Annotated in this window: 14 protein-coding genes; 2 read left to right on the top strand and 12 right to left on the bottom strand. The window is 69.3% G+C overall.

The genetic code is table 11. The features are described from left to right. Positions 1–16 precede the first annotated feature (16 nt). The 9 genes from ACFY3V_RS30595 to ACFY3V_RS30555 form a co-directional block, all read right to left on the bottom strand. Positions 17–871, bottom strand: a complete 855-nt coding sequence (locus ACFY3V_RS30595) for a universal stress protein (protein WP_362900948.1) — start codon at positions 869–871, stop codon at positions 17–19. 130 nt (positions 872–1001) lie between these two features. Next, entirely contained in the window at positions 1002–2702 is a 1701-nt protein-coding gene (locus ACFY3V_RS30590; protein WP_362900950.1) for a GAF domain-containing sensor histidine kinase, read from the bottom strand. An 84-nt stretch (positions 2703–2786) separates the two neighbouring features. Continuing rightward, positions 2787–3710, bottom strand: a complete 924-nt coding sequence (locus tag ACFY3V_RS30585; protein ID WP_362900952.1) for a PmoA family protein — start codon at positions 3708–3710, stop codon at positions 2787–2789. Further along, the gene (locus ACFY3V_RS30580) at positions 3707–4846 is read right to left on the bottom strand and encodes a Gfo/Idh/MocA family protein (RefSeq protein ID WP_389778296.1); all 1140 of its coding nucleotides are present in this window, start codon (positions 4844–4846) and stop codon (positions 3707–3709) included. Before ACFY3V_RS30580 ends, ACFY3V_RS30585 begins: the two co-directional genes overlap by 4 nt. Before the next feature lie 70 nt (positions 4847–4916). Next, positions 4917–5606 carry a hypothetical protein gene (locus ACFY3V_RS30575; protein ID WP_362900956.1) on the bottom strand — a complete coding sequence of 230 codons (690 nt, stop codon included), beginning with the start codon at positions 5604–5606 and terminating at the stop codon, positions 4917–4919. A gap of 85 nt (positions 5607–5691) precedes the next feature. Then, on the bottom strand, positions 5692–7338 hold the full coding sequence (locus tag ACFY3V_RS30570; protein WP_389778293.1) for an extracellular solute-binding protein: 1647 nt from the start codon (positions 7336–7338) through the stop codon (positions 5692–5694). Between the two features lie 50 nt (positions 7339–7388). Further along, complete coding sequence (locus tag ACFY3V_RS30565) at positions 7389–8264, bottom strand: carbohydrate ABC transporter permease (RefSeq protein ID WP_389778291.1); 876 nt, start codon at positions 8262–8264, stop codon at positions 7389–7391. Then, positions 8258–9250 (bottom strand): ABC transporter permease subunit, encoded by a 993-nt coding sequence (locus tag ACFY3V_RS30560; protein ID WP_362900961.1) that lies wholly within the window; start codon positions 9248–9250, stop codon positions 8258–8260. The genes ACFY3V_RS30565 and ACFY3V_RS30560 overlap by 7 nt, the downstream gene beginning before the upstream one ends. Positions 9251–9732: 482 nt before the next feature. Then, positions 9733–10764: a LacI family DNA-binding transcriptional regulator gene (locus ACFY3V_RS30555; protein WP_389778289.1), complete on the bottom strand. Its 1032-nt coding sequence runs from the start codon at positions 10762–10764 to the stop codon at positions 9733–9735. Positions 10765–11010: 246 nt separating this feature from the next. Here ACFY3V_RS30555 and ACFY3V_RS30550 point away from each other — a divergent pair, with 246 nt between their 5' ends. Continuing rightward, positions 11011–11718: a hypothetical protein gene (locus ACFY3V_RS30550; protein ID WP_362900963.1), complete on the top strand. Its 708-nt coding sequence runs from the start codon at positions 11011–11013 to the stop codon at positions 11716–11718. Between the two features lie 403 nt (positions 11719–12121). Next, positions 12122–14437: an RICIN domain-containing protein gene (locus ACFY3V_RS30545; RefSeq protein WP_362900965.1), complete on the top strand. Its 2316-nt coding sequence runs from the start codon at positions 12122–12124 to the stop codon at positions 14435–14437. Between the two features lie 214 nt (positions 14438–14651). Here the strand turns inward: ACFY3V_RS30545 and ACFY3V_RS30540 are convergent, their stop codons facing one another. From ACFY3V_RS30540 to ACFY3V_RS30530, 3 genes are all read right to left on the bottom strand, one after another. Continuing rightward, entirely contained in the window at positions 14652–15272 is a 621-nt protein-coding gene (locus ACFY3V_RS30540) for an L-threonylcarbamoyladenylate synthase (protein ID WP_350946163.1), read from the bottom strand. 174 nt (positions 15273–15446) lie between these two features. Next, positions 15447–16571 (bottom strand): NlpC/P60 family protein, encoded by a 1125-nt coding sequence (locus ACFY3V_RS30535; protein WP_389778285.1) that lies wholly within the window; start codon positions 16569–16571, stop codon positions 15447–15449. Next, complete coding sequence (locus ACFY3V_RS30530; RefSeq protein ID WP_389778283.1) at positions 16568–16876, bottom strand: hypothetical protein; 309 nt, start codon at positions 16874–16876, stop codon at positions 16568–16570. The genes ACFY3V_RS30535 and ACFY3V_RS30530 overlap by 4 nt, the downstream gene beginning before the upstream one ends. Positions 16877–16989 lie beyond the last annotated feature (113 nt).

Here is a 16989-nt window from a genome sequence, read left to right as displayed (position 1 = left end):
TCGCGGGAGGGGCCGGTCAGGAGGAGCCGGGAGAGGCCGGAGCGGGGGTGACGACCAGGGGGCAGCCGGCGTGGTGCAGCAGCGAGTGGCTCACCGACCCCAGCAACAGGCCGGTCAGCTCGCCGCGACCACGTGAGCCGACGACCAGCAGGCCGGAACGGGCCGAGACCTCGGCCAGGACACGCACCGGGTGACCGTCTTCGAGCTGCTCGGTGACCTTGACGTCGGGATAACGCTCGCTCCAGCCGGCGAGGGCCTCGGCCAGCAGACGACGTTCGACCTCGGCGCTATCCTCCGCGAAGGGACCGCCCCCGACGACCGGACGGCTCCAGGCGTGCACCGCCCGCAGGCCGACGCCGCGCAGGGACGCCTCGAAGAAGGCGAAGCCCAGGGCGCCCGTACCCGCCTCCGAACCGTCGACACCGACGACCACCTCCCCGGCGGGCCAGGCGGACGGAGCGCGGATGACGGCCACCGGGCAGGCGGCCCGCCCGACGACCCCCAGCGCGACCGAACCGAGCAGCATCCCCGCGAAACCACCCAGCCCGTGGTTGCCGACCACCAGTAGCTCCGCATCCGCGGCGGCCTCGATCAGGATGGCGCGCGGGTCGCCGCCCAGCAGCCGCGGCTCCGCCACGACGCGTGGATCCTCCTGCCGGACGCGTTCCACCGCCGCGTCCAGCATGGACGTGGCCCCTTCGCGCATCCAGCGGCCCACATCGGCGTAACGGTCTTTTTCCGAGATCTCCAAGGGCCAGGCGGGCATGGCGTGCACGACGCTCAGCGTGCCACCGCGCGCCGCGGCCTCCCGCGCCGCCCAGCCCGCGGCCGCGAGCGCGGCCGGCGAACCGTCGACTCCTACTACGATCATGACGTCCTCCCCTCCCCATGGTGCCCAAGGCGCCGTCACACCGGCGGGCGACCGGCCCGCGACGGCGGTAAAGATCCCTTGGCCGAGGAGCCTCCGTCACCGTGTCCGAGGCCCCGGTGCCGTCCCGCCGTCAGGTGAGGGGGACGTGCCAGGTCAGCCGGGTCCCCTCCCGCGGGGAGGAGTCGACCTCGAAGGAGCCGCCGAGCGCCGTGGCGCGTTCCTGCATGTTGCGCAGGCCGCTGCGTTTGCCCTCGCCGGGCAGGCCGACGCCGTTGTCGGTGACGGTGAGGGTGAGCCGGTCGTCGGCCGCCTCGGCGAAGACGTCGGCCTTGGAAGCCTTGGCGTGACGCACGATGTTGGACAGCGCCTCGCGCAGGACGGCCAGCAGGTGCTCGGCGACCGGGGCGGGCACCTTGTGGTCGAGCTGTCCTTCCATCCGCAGGCCGGGCATGAAGCCCAGGTGCCCGCGCGCGCCCTCGACCAGTTCCACGATCCGCGCGCGCAGGCTGGGCTCCTCGGCATCGCGGGGGGTCTGCAGGGCGAAGATGGTCGAGCGGATCTGCCGGATGGTCTCGTCCAGCTCGTTGATCCCGTGCTGGAGCCGCTCGGAGGCCTCCGGATGCTCGACGAGGCGCACGATGCTCATCAGGGTCATCGCGATGGCGAAGAGCCGCTGGATGACGACGTCGTGCAGGTCCTTGGCGATCCGGTCGCGGTCTTCCAGCAGCCCCAGCCGCTCGGCGTCCTGGCGGGCCTCGGCCAGTTCCAGCGCGACCGCCGCCTGCCCGGCGAAGGAGTGCAGTGCCCGCAGCTCGCTGCCGCTGAACGGGATGCGGCCCGGTCGCTTACCCAGCACCAGTACTCCACGCACCACCCCGGCCACACCCAGCGGCACCGCGGCGGCGGGGCCCACCGTCAGATCCCGGATGAGGGCAGCGGGCAGGTCCGCCTCGCCGAGATCGGCGACCATGACCGGCTCGCCGCCCAGCAGGGCCCTGCCGGGGAGCGAACCCGTGACGTCCACCCCGGCCCGGTCGATCCTGCCGGCCTCCGGGCCGTCGGCGATCATCACGCGCAGGACCTCGCGGTCCGCGTCGGGAAGCATGATCATCGTGATGTCGGCGGCGGCCAGGTCCCGCGCCCGCCGCGCGATCAGCCCGAGCACCTCGCGCGGCTCCGCCCCCGACAGCAGACTGGTGGTCACCTCCGCCGACGCCTGCAACCACATCTCCCGGCGCCGCGTCTCCTCATACAGACGAGCGTTCTCGATCGCCACCCCCGCGGCGGTCGCCAACGCCGTCACGATCGCCTCGTCCTCCTCGTCGAACTCCCCCCCACCACGCTTCTCGGTCAGATAGAGATTGCCGAACACCTCCTCACGCACCCGCACCGGCACCCCCAGAAACGACCCCATCGGCGGATGACCGGGCGGGAAACCGTAGGAGGCGGGGTGGTCGGAGATGTGGGCCAGCCGCAGGATCTGCGGCTCCTTGATCAGCAACCCGAGCAGGCCCAGCCCGTGCGGCCAGTGCTCGATCCGCGCGATCTCCTCCTCGCTCAGCCCCACCGGGACGAACTGGACGAGTGTGTTCTGCTCGCCGGCCACCCCCAGCGCGCCGTAGGTGGCGTCGACGAGGGTGGTGGCGGTCTCCACGATCCTGCGCAGCACCGTCTCCAGATCCAGGTCGCTGCCCACCGCGACCACCGCCTCGAGCAGCGCGTGCACCCGGTCACGGGTCGCCAGCACCGCCTCCAGGCGCCCCTGCAACTCTGACAGCAACTCGTCCAGCCGCATGTTCGGGATCAGGGAACGCGACTCCTTTTCCGTCATAGCGCGAAGTCTCGCATCCGGGCAACGCTTAGGACAGTCGGGCGCCGCTCTTCGGCCAGGACACCGCGGTCCCGGCGACGAAGATCACCATGGGTTGTCCTTGAGGTGGCCCTCGACGGTGTCCCGCCCCCACAGCCCGTCGGCGACGACGATCCGGTAACGGCGGGCCAGCGTGTCACCGTCCGGCAGGACGAGTTCCTCGTGGAAGGCGAGAGAGGGGGCGACCGCGGGGAAGGGCTGGTTGCGCACGAACCAGTGGGTGGGCGCGTCGGCGTTGTCCGGGTGCTGCTCGAAGATCAGGGTGGAGGCGGCGTCGACCTCGTCGTGCGGCGAGCCGTAGGCGAGCCAGCCCGCTCTGCGTCCCATGACCTCCTCGCCTTCGAGGTCTCCCTCGGCCAGGATGCCTCCCCAGGTCATGTCGCGGGGCCCTCGCCAGAACAGGCCGGTGTATCCGGCGTTGGGCCGGCCCGCCGTGGTGGGGCTGCCGATCCTGAGCTCCTGCCCGCGCACGTTGGTCAGCTCGGTGCCGAACTCCAGGATCCATGATCGGTTCGCGAGGTCGACGCCGTGGACGCGCACGGTGCGCAGCTCGGTGATCCACCGCTCACCGCGCGCGGTCAGCCAGGTGACCCGCTCGGTGAACGTCAGTTCCCGGCCGTCGCACTCCAGGGCGTCGAATCCCTCGTGGCGCAGGGTCCCGACGTTGTCGCGCTGGACGTAGCCGTGTCCGGGGCCGCCCTCGAAGGTGGGGCCGCCCCAGAAGTTCTGCCCGGACAGGTGGGAGAGGGTCATGGCCAGACCCTTGTGCCAGCGGTGATCGTGCGGCCGGTGCCCCGAGACGACCTGACCGCCCAGGGTACGCAGCGGATGGAAGTAGGGCGCCGGACACTCCGAGGGCGCGGCGCCGGAGCCGAAGGTGTAGCCGAGCAGTTCGACGCCGTGCCCGGTCAGGGTGAAGGCGGTGTCGTCCGGACGGGTCAGTGCCAGAGCGGATTCGGTCGAGGTCACGATCGGTTTCCTCCTGTGGTGGCCGTCGGCGCCCAGCCGTCGACGTCGCCGTGCAGCCGGTGGTAGAAGGGGTCGCCGGGGGTCAGGTCGGTGCGCGCCACCGTTGTCCCGGTGAACGCCGAACGGTAGATCGCCGTCACGAGTTCGAGGGTGCGGCGCCCGTCGTGGCCGCTGGCCGGAGGCCGTTCTTCCCGGTCGTAGGCGTCGAGCAGCGCGGTCAGCTGCGCGGTGTGGGAGCTGCGCGTCTCAGAGCCGGGAGCCGACCAGCGCTCCTGGCGTGCCGCGCCGTCCGCGGCTTCGGCCAGGTGCGGCGCCGCGGTGTAGGTCCAGTCGTCGTTGCCGTAGCCGTACAGGTGCCTGAGCTCGACGGTCGCCTCGACGAGGTCGACGCGCACGTAGCTCTCCTCCCGCGGCGACAGCACACTGTTGACGATCGTCGCCAGGGCCCCGCTGTCGAAGCGCACACTCGCCACCGACACGTCCTCGGTCTGCACGTCGCGGTCCAGGCGCCCCGCCATGGCGGTGACCTGCGACCAGTCGCCGAGCAACGTCAGCAACAGGTCCATCTGGTGGATGCCGTGGCCCATGGTCGGGCCGCCGCCCTCGGTGTCCCAGCGCCCGCGCCAGGGCACCTCGAAGTAGGAGTGCGGCCGGTACCAGGTGGTGCTGCAGTGCGCGACGAGGGGACGGCCCAGCTCGCCGGAGGCGATCAGCCTCGCGGCGTGCAGGCCCGCCGCGCCGAACCGGTGCTGGAAGACGACGCTGGCGTAGGCGCTGCCGGCCTGCTCGGCCGCGGTGATCGTGTCGTACTCGGCCAGCGACAGGCACGGGGGTTTCTCCAGCCACACCCACGCCCCGGCGAGCAGGCACTGCTCGGCCTGCCGGGCGTGCAGCCCAGGCGGGGTGCACAGGTGCACCAGGTCGGGCCGGGCGACGTCCAGCATCTCGGCCAGGTCGGTGTGGACGCCGGGAATGGAGTTCTCGGCGCAGAAGGCCTTGACGCGTTCGGTGTCGACGTCGCAGGCCGCGACGATCCGCACCCGGTCGCCCTGGGCTTTCAGCGCGGGCAGGTGACAGACCGTCGCGATTCCGCCGGTGCCGACGATCGCGACCCGTACGGGTGTTCTCTTCGTCATCGAATGTGAGACTCCTTTGGGTTTGACGGCGGCCACCTGACGGTGGAGGCGACCTCTCGACGCTCGGCGCTCAGGCCGTGAATCTCTCCCTCACCTCGGCGATCATCGTGCGGCCGTTCAGCAGGAGCAGCGAGGCCAGCACCGAGGCGAGCAGCACCGCCGCCACCTCGGAGGCGATCAGCGTGACGGTCGCCGCCAGGACCAGCAGGCAGGCGTTGCCCAGCGACGCCCGGGGGGAACGGGTGAGAAAGTACGCGGCCAGGCGGGCGACGTCTCGTGCGCGGAACGCGAAAAGAGAGGTGATCACCAGCGCGTTCGCGATCCAGAGGGTCGCCGCCACGGCGATGACGACCGACGACACCGCCCACCATCCCCCGACGCCGGCGACGGCGAGGTTCGATCCGATGACGGCCATCCACAGCAGCCAGGGGACCCAGAGTTTCACGACCCCTCGGAGGTTGACCCGGTAGCCACGCCAGAACGCCGCCCCGGGACGGAGATCGGTGAGATCCAGGCGGCGGTGGTGCAGCGCGTACAGCGCGGCCGAGAGGGCGGGACCGGCCGGGATCAGGCAGAGCGCCGCCAGCGGGATGTTGCCGGCGTCGCGGCTGAGCAGCACCAGCCCGGCCAGGCCGGGCACGGCCGTGAGCAGGAAGAGCGACTCGACCACCGCGAGGGTGTAGACGAGCGCGCAGGCGCGCGCCAGGGGCCCTTCGCCGAACCGGATTCCGGCCATCCTGTCGGGCAGCGTGTCGCTCATCGAACATCTCCAGTGTGGAAACCCTCGTCCTGGTGGGCGGCCGGCGGTGCGGCGGGGGCCCTCCTCCTTCCGGCAGGGGTGGCTGTCAACCGTGCTGCTTCTTGTACCGCTCGTAGGCGCCGTTCACCATGTCGACGAAGGCGCGCATGTTGTTCGCCTCGAGTTCCTTGACGTAGGCGTCCCACTCGCTCAGATCGCGTTTGCCGAGGATGAACCGGAGCGTGTTCTGGGTGACGTGGTCCTTCAGCGGCGTCTGCCACAGCGTCACCTGCTCGCGCTCCTCGTCGGTGAGCGGGTGCGGGGGCGGCACCGGCAGGGTCTTCCTCGCGTTCATCTCCTTCTGGAACGCGATCTCCTCCTCGGAGAAGGTCGACTGCAGCAGCTCGGTGGACCCGCCGTAGGCGAAGACGCCGTTGGAGAAGCCGAAGTCCTTCTGCAGGTGCTTGGGCGCCTTGGGGTTGAGCCCGACGAAGTCGACGTCGGGGGTGAGCTTGTACTTCCCCGACGCGTCCTTGGTGTGGGTGACCCCCTCGACGCCCCACTTGGCGAACGCCTGCCCCTCGTCGGAGTACCACAGCCAGTCGATGAACTGCATCATGGCGACGAAGTTCTTGCTGTCGCGGGCCTTCTTGGAGATCATGACGCCGTTCTCCAGGCGGGTGTTGCCCGCGCCGTACTTGATGGGTCCGAGCGGGCCGACGGGCACGGGGATCTTCACGAGCCTCGCCTTCGGGTTCGCCTTCTGCAGCGGCGGCCGGTACTCGTTGACCAGGGTCTGCGCGTTCGAACTGATCACGAAGGACTTGCCGGAGACCAGTTTCTGGATCGCCTGGTCGTCGGACTGCGTGAAGCTCTCCGGGTCGAGCAGCTTCTCCTCCACCAGCGTGTGCAGATACTCCAGCATCTGCCGGTACTGATCCATCGCGCCGGTGAAGGCGAACTTCTGCAGGGCGGGGTCCCATTTCACCCCTTCCCCGTAGCCCCATCCGCCGGGAGCGCCGTAGGAGGTGCCGATGACGTTCAGCAGGCTGGCGCCGGGCGTGAGGGTCCCCCAGCGGTCGGACAGGGGGTAGGAGTCGGGATACTTCTCCTTCATCGCCTTCAGCACGGTGCGAAACTCCTCCCAGGTCCCCGGGATCTCCAGCCCGAGTTCCTCCAGGATGTCCGCGCGCATCGCCAGGGAGTACTCCACCCAGGGCTCCTGGTGAAGACCGGGCAGGAGATAGAAGCGGCCGTCCGACTGCCGCAGCGTGTCCAGGTCAGGCTGCAGGTTCCACTTGGCGACCTTCTCCTTGAAGTTCGGCATCAGGTCCAGGTAGTCACTCACCGGCAGAATGGCGCCGGAGGCGACGAAGGGGGTCTCCTGGCTGGGATACGTCTTGGGGATGATGAGCGGGGCGTCACCCGCGCCGATCACCAGGCTGCGCTTGTTCTCGTAGTCGCTGAGCGGCACCACACTCGGCTGGAACGTCACGTTGGTCCGCTTGCCGAGCTCCGACCAGAACAGCCAGTCGTTCTTGATCGGGTAGATCGGGTGGTTGTTGTACAGGACGGTGAACGAGAGCGGGGCGGTGGCCTTGAACCCGGTGCCGGCGCCGTAGCCGGGCATCGCGCCCTCCCGGTTCGCCGAGAGGTCGTCGGCCTGCTTCTTGGAGTCGTCACTGCCGCAGCCCACGAGTACGGCGAAGGCGCCCATCGCGACCATCGCCTGACGCCGGTTCATCTGGTACATGGAGCCCCTTTTTCTCGGATTCGGAAACGGGTTGAGTGCGGGCGGCGGGGCTACCCCTTGACCGCGCCGAGCGTGACACCGGTGACGAAGTAGCGCTGGACGAAGGGGTAGACCCCCAGGATGGGCAGGATGGTGAGCACCATCGTCACCGCCTTGATGTTGGCGGCCACCGTCATGTTCGTCGCGTCGGCGCCCACCGACGACGCGCCGGTGGCTCCGGCGATCAGGTTGCGCAGGAAGACGGTCACCGGGAAGAGGTCGGACTGGCTCATGTAGAGGAAGGCGGCGAACCACGAGTTCCAGAAGGCGACGGCGTAGAAGAGCACCATCGTGGCGATCACCGCCTTCGACAGCGGCAGCACGATGCGCAGCAGGATGCCGTAGGTGCTCATGCCGTCGATCGCGGCGGCCTCCTCCAGCTCGACCGGCAGCGCCTCGAAGAACGCCTTCATGATCAGAAGATTGAAGACGCTGATGGCGTTCGGCAGGACGATGGCCCAGATGCTGTCCTTCATCCCGAGACTGGTGATCAGGACGTAGTTGGGGATGATGCCGCCGGAGAAGAACATGGTGAAGACGGCGATCCCGATCAGGAACCTGCGCCCCTTGAGATGCTTCTTGGACAGGACGTAGGCGTAACAGGTGGTCATGAACATCGCGATCATCGTGGCCACGACCGTGTACACCACGGTGTTGCGGTAGTTCGTCCAGAACGTCGGATCAGAGATCAGGTACTCGTACGTCGTGAGGGTGAACCCGCGAGGGATGAGGTTGACCTGACCCGAGCGGATGGCGGCCTCGTCGCTCAGCGAACGGGCGACGACGTTGACGAAGGGATACAGGGTCACGATCACGACGGCGGCCAGGACGACGGCGTTGACCGCCTGGAACACCCGGTAGCCCCTGGAGGCGTCCACGGTCACCACAGGCTCGTCCCCACCGTGCGCCGGGAGATGAGATTCGCCGACAGGACCAGGATCAGCCCGATCAGGGCCTCGAACAGGCCGATCGCCGTGGCGTAGCTGAAGTTGTTGGAAACGACGCCCATGCGGTACAGGTACGTGGAGATCACGTCCGCCGTCGGGTACGTCAGCGGGTTGTAGAGCAGCAGGACCTTCTCGAACCCGACCGCCATGAACGCGCCGATGTTCAGGATCAGCAAGGTGACCGCGGTCGGCCGGATGCCGGGGAGGGTCACGTGCCAGGTCTGGCGCCACCGGCCCGCGCCGTCGATCCTCGCCGCCTCGTACAACTGGTCGTCGATGGTGGTGAGCGCGGCGAGATAGAGGATCGTCCCCCACCCGACGGTCTGCCACATCTCCGAGGAGACGTAGATCGTCCGAAACCACTCCGGCTGCTGCAGGAACGAGATGGGATCGTCGCCCGCCGCGCGCAGGATCTGGTTCACCGGCCCGTCGACCGAGAGCAGCTCTATGACGAGACCGGCCACGACCACGATCGACAGGAAGTGCGGCAGGTAGGAGATCGACTGGACGAACCGCTTGAGGCGCCGCTGCCGCACCTCGTTGATCAGCAGGGCGAGCACGATCGGCATCGGGAAGCAGAACAGCAGGGTCAGGGCGCCGAGCACCAGTGTGTTGGTGAACACCTGCCAGAACGTCGGATCGTTCAGGAACATCCGCACGTAGCGCAGGCCCGCCCACTCCTCGCCCAGCACGCTGCCACCGGGCTCGAACTTCCGGAAGGCGATCACGTTGCCGATCATCGGCAGATACCGGAATATCGCGAAGAACAGCAGTGGGAGGATCGCCAGCGAGTACAGCTGCCAGTCGTGACGCAACGCCTGCCGCCAGGTGCGGCCCGAAGTGCGCTTCCGGCGGACGGGGCCGGGACTCGACTCGCGCGGATCCTGATTGTCGGGCGAGGCGTCGATCGTCCTGGTCGCGCTCATTCGCGGGTCCCCGGCCTCATCCGGCGTCCTTGGCGGCTCGGCCCGGCCGGCAGGAGAGGTCTGCGCTCCCCGGGGCCCCTTTCACCGGGCGAACCCACTCGACGCGGAATCCAGGTCGTGGAGTTCCCTTTCTCGCATGCCATCCTTTCGGCCTGCGACGGCGTCACCTGACGCTGCCGGACAGAAGCATCGGAGATCCGGAGACTGAAACTTTCAAGATTTTTTATTAATATTGCGGAAATATAAGCGCCTTACAAAGGCACGTCAAGGCATCAGTCAGATGATCCTGTCACCTGTGAAGGTCGCGCACGCCTCAACCGCAGCTCAGACGTGAGCGATTTGACGGCACCTTCGCGTCCGAAATGTTTCAGCCCGATCGGCGAGCCGGTCTTTTCGCCGGTACACGCCCCGGTATCAAGGCGGTCGGAAAGATCGCGGCCCCCGCGCCGACCGCGGCCGGCCGAAGACGACCGGGCGGCACGTCAGCCCCGTGAGGGTCCGGTGCTCTCCCTCACGATGAGTTCGGGCTCCACCAGCCGCCGTACCTGGCTCGACCTGCCCGCCATCTGGTCGAGCAACACGTGGAAGGCGTGACTGCCGACCTCTTCGAAATCCTGCCGGACCGTCGTGAGCGGAGGCCAGAAATAGGCGGACTCCGGCACATCGTCGAAACCCACCACGCTGACGTCCTCGGGAACGCGCCGCCCGGCCTCGCGCAACGCGCGCAGCACCCCCAACGCCATCTGGTCGTTGCCCACGAAGACGGCCGTGACCTCGGGGTCCTGCGCCAGACGCCGGCCGAGCTGGTAACCGGAGCGCGAACTCCAGTCCCCGCGCGACACCTCGGGCACCCGATGCCCCCCGGCCTCCAGCACCTCGCGCCAGCCCTCGACCCGGCCGTTGGCGTCGATCCAGCTCGCCGGGCCCGCCAGATGCCACACCGTCTCATGGCCGAGGCTGAGCAGGTGCCTGGTCGCCCGCGCGGCTCCCGCCCGCTGATCCACCGTGACGACGGGAACGGAAAGGCCCGCCCCGGCGTCGACCGCGACCACCGGAATCTTCGACGACAGGTGACGCAAGCCGTCGGCCGCCGACTCGTGCGGCGCGACGATGATGACGCCGTCCACCGACTGGGACTGAAACTGGCGCAGGCTTTCCTCGATCGAGCGACGGGTGAGCATGCTCAGGCTCGCGATGCTCACGGAGTAGTCGTTGAGCCTGGCGGCGCGTTCGATGCTGTAGAGGGTCGAGGCCGGACCGTACAGGGTGGTGTCGATGCTGACCACGCCCAGCACCCCGGACCGTCCGGTGGCGAGCTGACGTGCGGCGGTGTTGGGCCGGTAGTCCAGCTCCCGCACCGCGGCCAGCACCCGCTCCCGGGTTTTCGCCTGCACCCGCTCGGGCGCGTTCAGGGTCCGCGACACGGTCATCGCCGACACCCCGGCGAGCGCGGCGACGTCTTCCAGCACCGCGGGCCTGGAACGTGGCAGGCCGTCATTCGATTTCGCCTTCAAAGCAGCTCAACCCCCATGCGGTAACGCTAACAGGACTTCGAGCCTCGCTCCGCTCCGGGCGATACCGTTCACGCGCCGTCGGCGGTGATGTTCTCCCCCGCTCACCGGCCTTTCGCCGTCTCGGCGGCGAAGGCGCTGGATGATACGGCCAAAAATGGACGGAGATCCTGGAAAACAGTAATCTCGGCGTCAGCTGTCCACCGGGTTCCCGGAGGAGAGCGAGCAGATCAGGGAAAGGAGTCGTCAGTGGCTCAGAAGGTGGCTCGAAAGACGGGCGGGCCGGCGGCGGCCCGATCCCAGACCGACACCCGCCGGTCGAAAGCGACCGGCTACGTCGCCGCCGTCCTCGCCACCACCCTGATAGCCGGATCCCTCGGAGCCCTGATCGGCTACAACAGCGGCCGCCCCGACGCCACCCAGAACGCCATCGCCGAGATGCGAGAGGCGGAGGCCAAGCGAGACGTCCAGCAGATCACCGAGCTGACCACCCTGGCGCGCACGACTGCCGACGACCTGAACAAGATCCTGGCCGGGCTCGCCGAGGCACTCCCGGTGGAAGGAACCTCCGACGCGCCACCGGCGGCGCGCGAGCGGGTCGAGGAATGGCAGCGGATCCTCCGCGAGACTGCGGAGAAGCACGCCCCCGCCCCCTCGGGAGCGACCGGGACCAACGTGGCGCGCGGCGGACTCCGCAGCGCGGTGACCGCTCTGGTCACCGCGGTCGACACCTACGCGGCCGGCCTGCGGCTCCCCGAGGGGTCCCGCAAGGACCTCCTCGACCTCGCCGCACGCCAGCGCTCCACCGCCGTCACGATGTGGTCCGTCGCGGCCACCCAGCTCGACCAGCTCAACGTCGACGCCGGCAACGGCCACCAGCACACCTACCTGACGAGCACGCCAGGAGACGGCGCCATCACCTCGGACGGCGTCCCGGAGGGCCACCACGACGACTGAGCGACCGAACTCCTTTGAGCCGTCCAGGACGGGACGGCTCAAAGGAGTCACGCCTCCGGCCGGGCCGCACTGAAACTTTCAGTACCGAGCCGACTCCGCCGCGAAGCGGGAAGACGACGTCGGCCCGTGGCTCCGGCCGCCGGGGAAGCGCAGGTGACGCGCAGGTGACGCGCGCAGTGGCCACCGGCCGACGATGACCGCGAGAGCCATGCGGAACACCGGCCGCGCGTCAGGGACTCCGGGAATCTCGCACCTCTCTTGACGGCCGTGACGCCGATGCCAACACTTGGCACACATCCGCCTTCCCGCCTGTGAGGTTCCAGGCATCCGGCGGAAACATCAGCGCCATCAGCATCCGTCGCGCGTTCGTGGACCTATCGTCCGTAACGAGAGGTACCCCCCCGTGAACAGACCCGCCAGCCCTCCCCCGCGACGCGTGCGCCGCCGTACCGGCATCGCCTGCGCGGCAGCCGTCGCGCTGCTGCTCGCGTTGTGCCAGTCACTGGTGGCCGCCGGCCCGGCCGCCGCCGCGACGATCGACACCAGTGCCTGGTATCTCCTGGTGAACCGGCACAGTGGCAAGGCCATCGACGTCCTCGACCTCGCCACCAACGACGGCGCCCCCCTCGTCCAGTGGTCCCGCAACGACGGCGCCTGGCAGCAGTGGCAGTTCGTCGACTCCGGCGGCGGCTACTACCGGCTGCGCTCCCGCCACAGCGGCAAGGTCATCGACATCGCCTCCCGCTCCACCGCCGACGGCGCCAACGTCGTGCAGTGGAGCGACAACAACGGCACCAACCAGCAGTTCCGCGTCGTCGACAGCGACGCCAACCATATCCGCCTGATCAACCGCAACAGCGGCAAAGCCCTCGAAACCTGGGAATGGTCCACCGCCGACGGCGGCCGCGTCTCCCAGTACACCGACCTCAACGGCGCCAACCAGCAGTGGCAACTCGTGAAGATCGGCGGCACCGACCCGGTGCCCGGCGACGCCAAGCAGATGGAGAAGCTGAACCGCGGCCTGATCAGCGTGCGCTCCGGCAACGGCAACCTGGTCTCCTGGCGCCTGCTGGGCACCGAGTCCCGCGACACCACGTTCAACGTCTACCGGGGTGGCACCCGGATCGCCGGCGTCACCGACTCCACCAACTACCTGGACCAGGGTGCCGCGGCCGACGCCTCGTACACGGTGCGCGCCGTGGTGGGCGGCACCGAGCAGGCGGACTCGGAGACCTCGCTGCGCTTCGGCAACGGCTACCTGGACGTGCCGATCAGCCCGCCCAGCGGCAATCACACGGCCAGCGACGCGAGCACCGGCGACCTGGACGGCGACGGCAGGCTGGACCTGGTGCTCAAGTGGGAGCCCAACGACGCCAAGGACAACTCCCAGTCGGGGACCACCAGCCCGGTCTACATCGACGGGATCAAACTCGACGGCACCCGGCTGTGGCGGATCAACCTGGGCCGCAACATCCGCGCCGGCGCCCACTACACCCAGTTCCAGGTGTACGACTACGACGGCGACGGCCGGGCCGAGGTGGCGATGAAGACCGCCGACGGCACGGTCGACGGCCGCGGCACCACCATCGGCAACGCCGGCGCCAACCACGTCAACTCCTCCGGATACATCCTGGCCGGTCCCGAGTACCTGACGATGTTCAACGGCCAGACCGGCGCGGCGATGTCGACCGTCAACTACGAGCCGCCGCGCGGCACCGTCTCCTCCTGGGGCGACAACTACGGCAACCGGGTGGACCGGTTCCTGGCGGGCACCGCCTACCTGGACGGCCGGCGGCCGAGCCTGATCATGGCGCGCGGCTACTACACCCGATCGGTCGTCGTCGCCTGGGACTTCCGCAACGGCTCACTGACCCGCCGCTGGACGTTCGACTCCAACTCCTCGGGCAACGGCGGCTACGCCGGGCAGGGCAACCACAGCCTGTCCATCGCCGACGTGGACGCCGACGGCAGACAGGAGATCATCTACGGCTCGGCCACGATCGACGACAACGGCGTCGGCATGTACCGCACCGGCTTCGGGCACGGCGACGCGTTGCACGTGGGCGACCTGATCCCGAGCCGGTCGGGCCTGGAGGTGTTCACCATCCACGAGGCGGGTGACCAGCCCGCGGCCGACGTGCACGACGCCCGTACCGGGCAGGTCATCTGGCAGCGTCCGGGCAACGGCGGCGTGGAGGGACCCGGCCGCGGCGTGGCCGCCGACATCTACGCGGGCAGCCCGGGAGCGGAGTTCTGGGGCGCGGGAACCAACATGGGCAACCTGTACAACTCCTCCGGGGCCTCGGTCGGCCGCACCCCCTCCTCGGCCAACTTCCTCGCCTGGTGGGACGGCGACCCGGTCCGCGAGCTGGTGGACGCCACCCGCATCGACAAGTACGGCACAGGCGGGGACACCCGGCTGCTGACCGCCTCCGGGGTGCACTCCAACAACGGCACCAAGTCCACCCCGTCCCTCTCGGGCGACCTGCTCGGCGACTGGCGCGAGGAGGTCATCTGGCCCACCTCGAACAACACCGCGCTGCGGATCTACAGCACGCCGATCACGACCACCACCAAGATCCACACCCTGCTGCACGACCCGCAGTACCGGGTCGCCCTGGCCTGGCAGAACACCGCCTACAACCAGCCACCGCACCCGGGCTTCTTCATCGGCGACGGCATGCCCACCCCGCCACAGCCGAACATCTACCTGCCCTGATCCTTCGCCCTTTCGGACCCCGACTCCGTGGCCCGGCCCCGGCACCGCCTGACACCGCGGACCGGGCCACGGACCGATGGGCGGGTGCCCGCGTCCGCGGCCACCCGCCCATCGCCGCTCCACTCGAGATCACCGGCCATTGACGTGGCAGTGGACCGCTGTCCTGCAACGCCACTCGCCACCCCACAGATCGACCGCGCCACGCACGGCATCCCTACTCGAAGAGGGACGGGTCTCCGGTGCCCCGGCGGAGGATCTCGGGCTCGTCCTGCGAGAGATCGACGACCGTTGTCGGGACGGCGCCGCACTCGCCGGAGTCGATGACGGCGTCCACCGCGTGGTCGAGCCTCTCCTTGATGTCCCAGCCCAGTGTCAGGGGCTCGGTCTCGTCGGGCAGCAGCAGCGTGCTCGACACCAGCGGTTCGCCGAGCTCGGCCAGCAGCGCCTGCACGACGACGTGATCGGGGATCCGGACGCCGACCGTCTTCTTCTTGGGGTGCAGCAGCCGCCGCGGCACCTCCTTGGTGGCGGGCAGGATGAACGTGTAACCACCGGGGGTCGCCGCCTTGACCGAGCGGAACAGCGCGTTGCTCACATGCACGAACTGACCGAACTGCGCGAAGTCCCTGCAGACCAGGGTGAAGTGATGGTCACTTCCGAGGTCGCGGATCTCTCTGATCCGGTCGATGCCCTCCTTGTTGCCCAGCCGGCAACCCAGCGCGTAGCCCGAGTCCGTCGGGTACGCGATCAGCCCGTCGGCACGCAGAAGATCGACCACCTGCCCGATGAGCCGGGGCTGGGGACTGCTCGGATGCACATCAAAGTATTTCGCCACCCCCTGAGCTTAGAAGCAGGAAACCGCCCCGTACGACACACGGGCCCCCGAACATGACACGCGTGCCTCCGGGAACGGCCCGAGGCCGGTCGCCCGCCGAGGCGGTGTCGGGCCCGGCGGCACCGTGGCGCCCCGGCCAGGCCGGTCGTCCTCATCCGATCCTCGTACGGACGCTCAGGTGAAGCGCCGGTAGGTGATGGGGTGCGCCCCGGCCACCGACTGGATCTTGACGTGGTCTCCCGGCTTCGGGGCGGCGATCATCATGCCGTCGCCCAGGTAGACGCCGCAGTGGCTCGCCGGATATCCGAAGAAGACGATGTCGCCCGGCTGCGGCGGGCCGGTGATCGGCTTGCCGCTCGCCTGGTATCCGGCGGCGGTGTTGTCCCCGATCCTGATTCCCGCCTCGTTCAGCGAGACGTGCACCAGGCCGCTGCAGTCGAACGCGTCGGGGCCGTCCGCGCCCCAGACGTAGGGCTTGCCGATGTGGCTCCTCGCGGCGGCCACGATGTCGGCTCCGCTGCCGTCGCCGGTCACCGTGAACGGGATCGCCCGGCCTCCTCCGCCGCCACCGCCCGAGCCGCCCTCGTGGTTCCCCGACGACGATCCCCCGCCACCCTGTCCGCCACCGCTGCCGCCTTGTGAGCCGGGTTCCGTACCGGCGAGCGTGGTGGTGCGGGGCTCGTCCTCCCGGGCCACCGGCACCCATGGGGTGACGCGTCCGGGGCCGGGGACGAAACTCTGGTCTCCCGCGGCCGGGATGGCGGAGAACACCGTGGCGTCGCCGAGATGCTTGTCGATCTCGCGCCGCGCGGTGGACAGCGCGGTCTCGGCCGAGTCGACGTGTCCCCGCACGAGGAACACCGCCCTCTCGACCTCCTCGCCGATGCCCGGTTCGAGCTGCTCCGGAGTGGCGTGCGGGTTGCGACGCCGGTATTCCGCCACCCGGGCCAGCAGGTCGTCGCAGACGCGCTCGGTGTTCGTCCTCGCCGTCTCGACGGCGCCGGCGGCGGCCTCCAGGGAGGTCGCGCAGTCGCCCATCGTGTCCCGCAGGGAGGTGCCCGCACTGCTGTAGCGCCGCATGTACGCCACGAAGGCGTCGGCGGAGGCGCCCTTCCAGGCGGTGTCCACCTGGTCGACCGCCTTCTTCAGGAACGTGAACGGCTCGGCGGACGAGCCGGCCGCCCCACGCCAGCGGGTGGCGATCGCCCGGATCGCGGCGGGATCCCCGTCCGTCCTCTTCACCAGCGCGGCCAGGACCTGCCCTCCGGGCAGCGCCGCCACGGCGTTCATGTCGGTCATAGGACAGGAAGGTGGTTACCGGTGTTCCGCTCGGCCCTGGTCACGTTCTCCTCGATGGTGTCGAGAGCACGCTCGACGCTGTCAAGGCGGCTCTTCACCGTGCCCAGCTCCCGGTCGGCGTACCCTTCGACCCTGCCGATCGCGTCGGCGAGCTCCTGGGCACCCGCCAGGGTCCCGAAGATCGAGGAACTCGTGCCGCCCTTGGCCGGGAAGTCGTCGCCGACGCCGGCGAGTCTTCCCCCCTGGGTGTTCACCGTGACGCGCAGCTTGGCCAGCGCCTCACGGTTCAGGTCGAATCTTCCCACCGGAGCCGGCTCCCCTCCGCGGTCGCCGGGAGACCGGCTGCCCGGACGACGATCTGGCTCGTTGGCCGGTTGCCTGCCCACCGTCCGGCCATGTCCACCAAGAGGCGATCCTA

The sequence above is a fragment of the Streptosporangium sp. NPDC000095 genome, assembly GCF_042899335.1.
Lineage (GTDB): Bacteria > Actinomycetota > Actinomycetes > Streptosporangiales > Streptosporangiaceae > Streptosporangium.
This window is presented reverse-complemented; position numbering and strand designations above follow the sequence as displayed.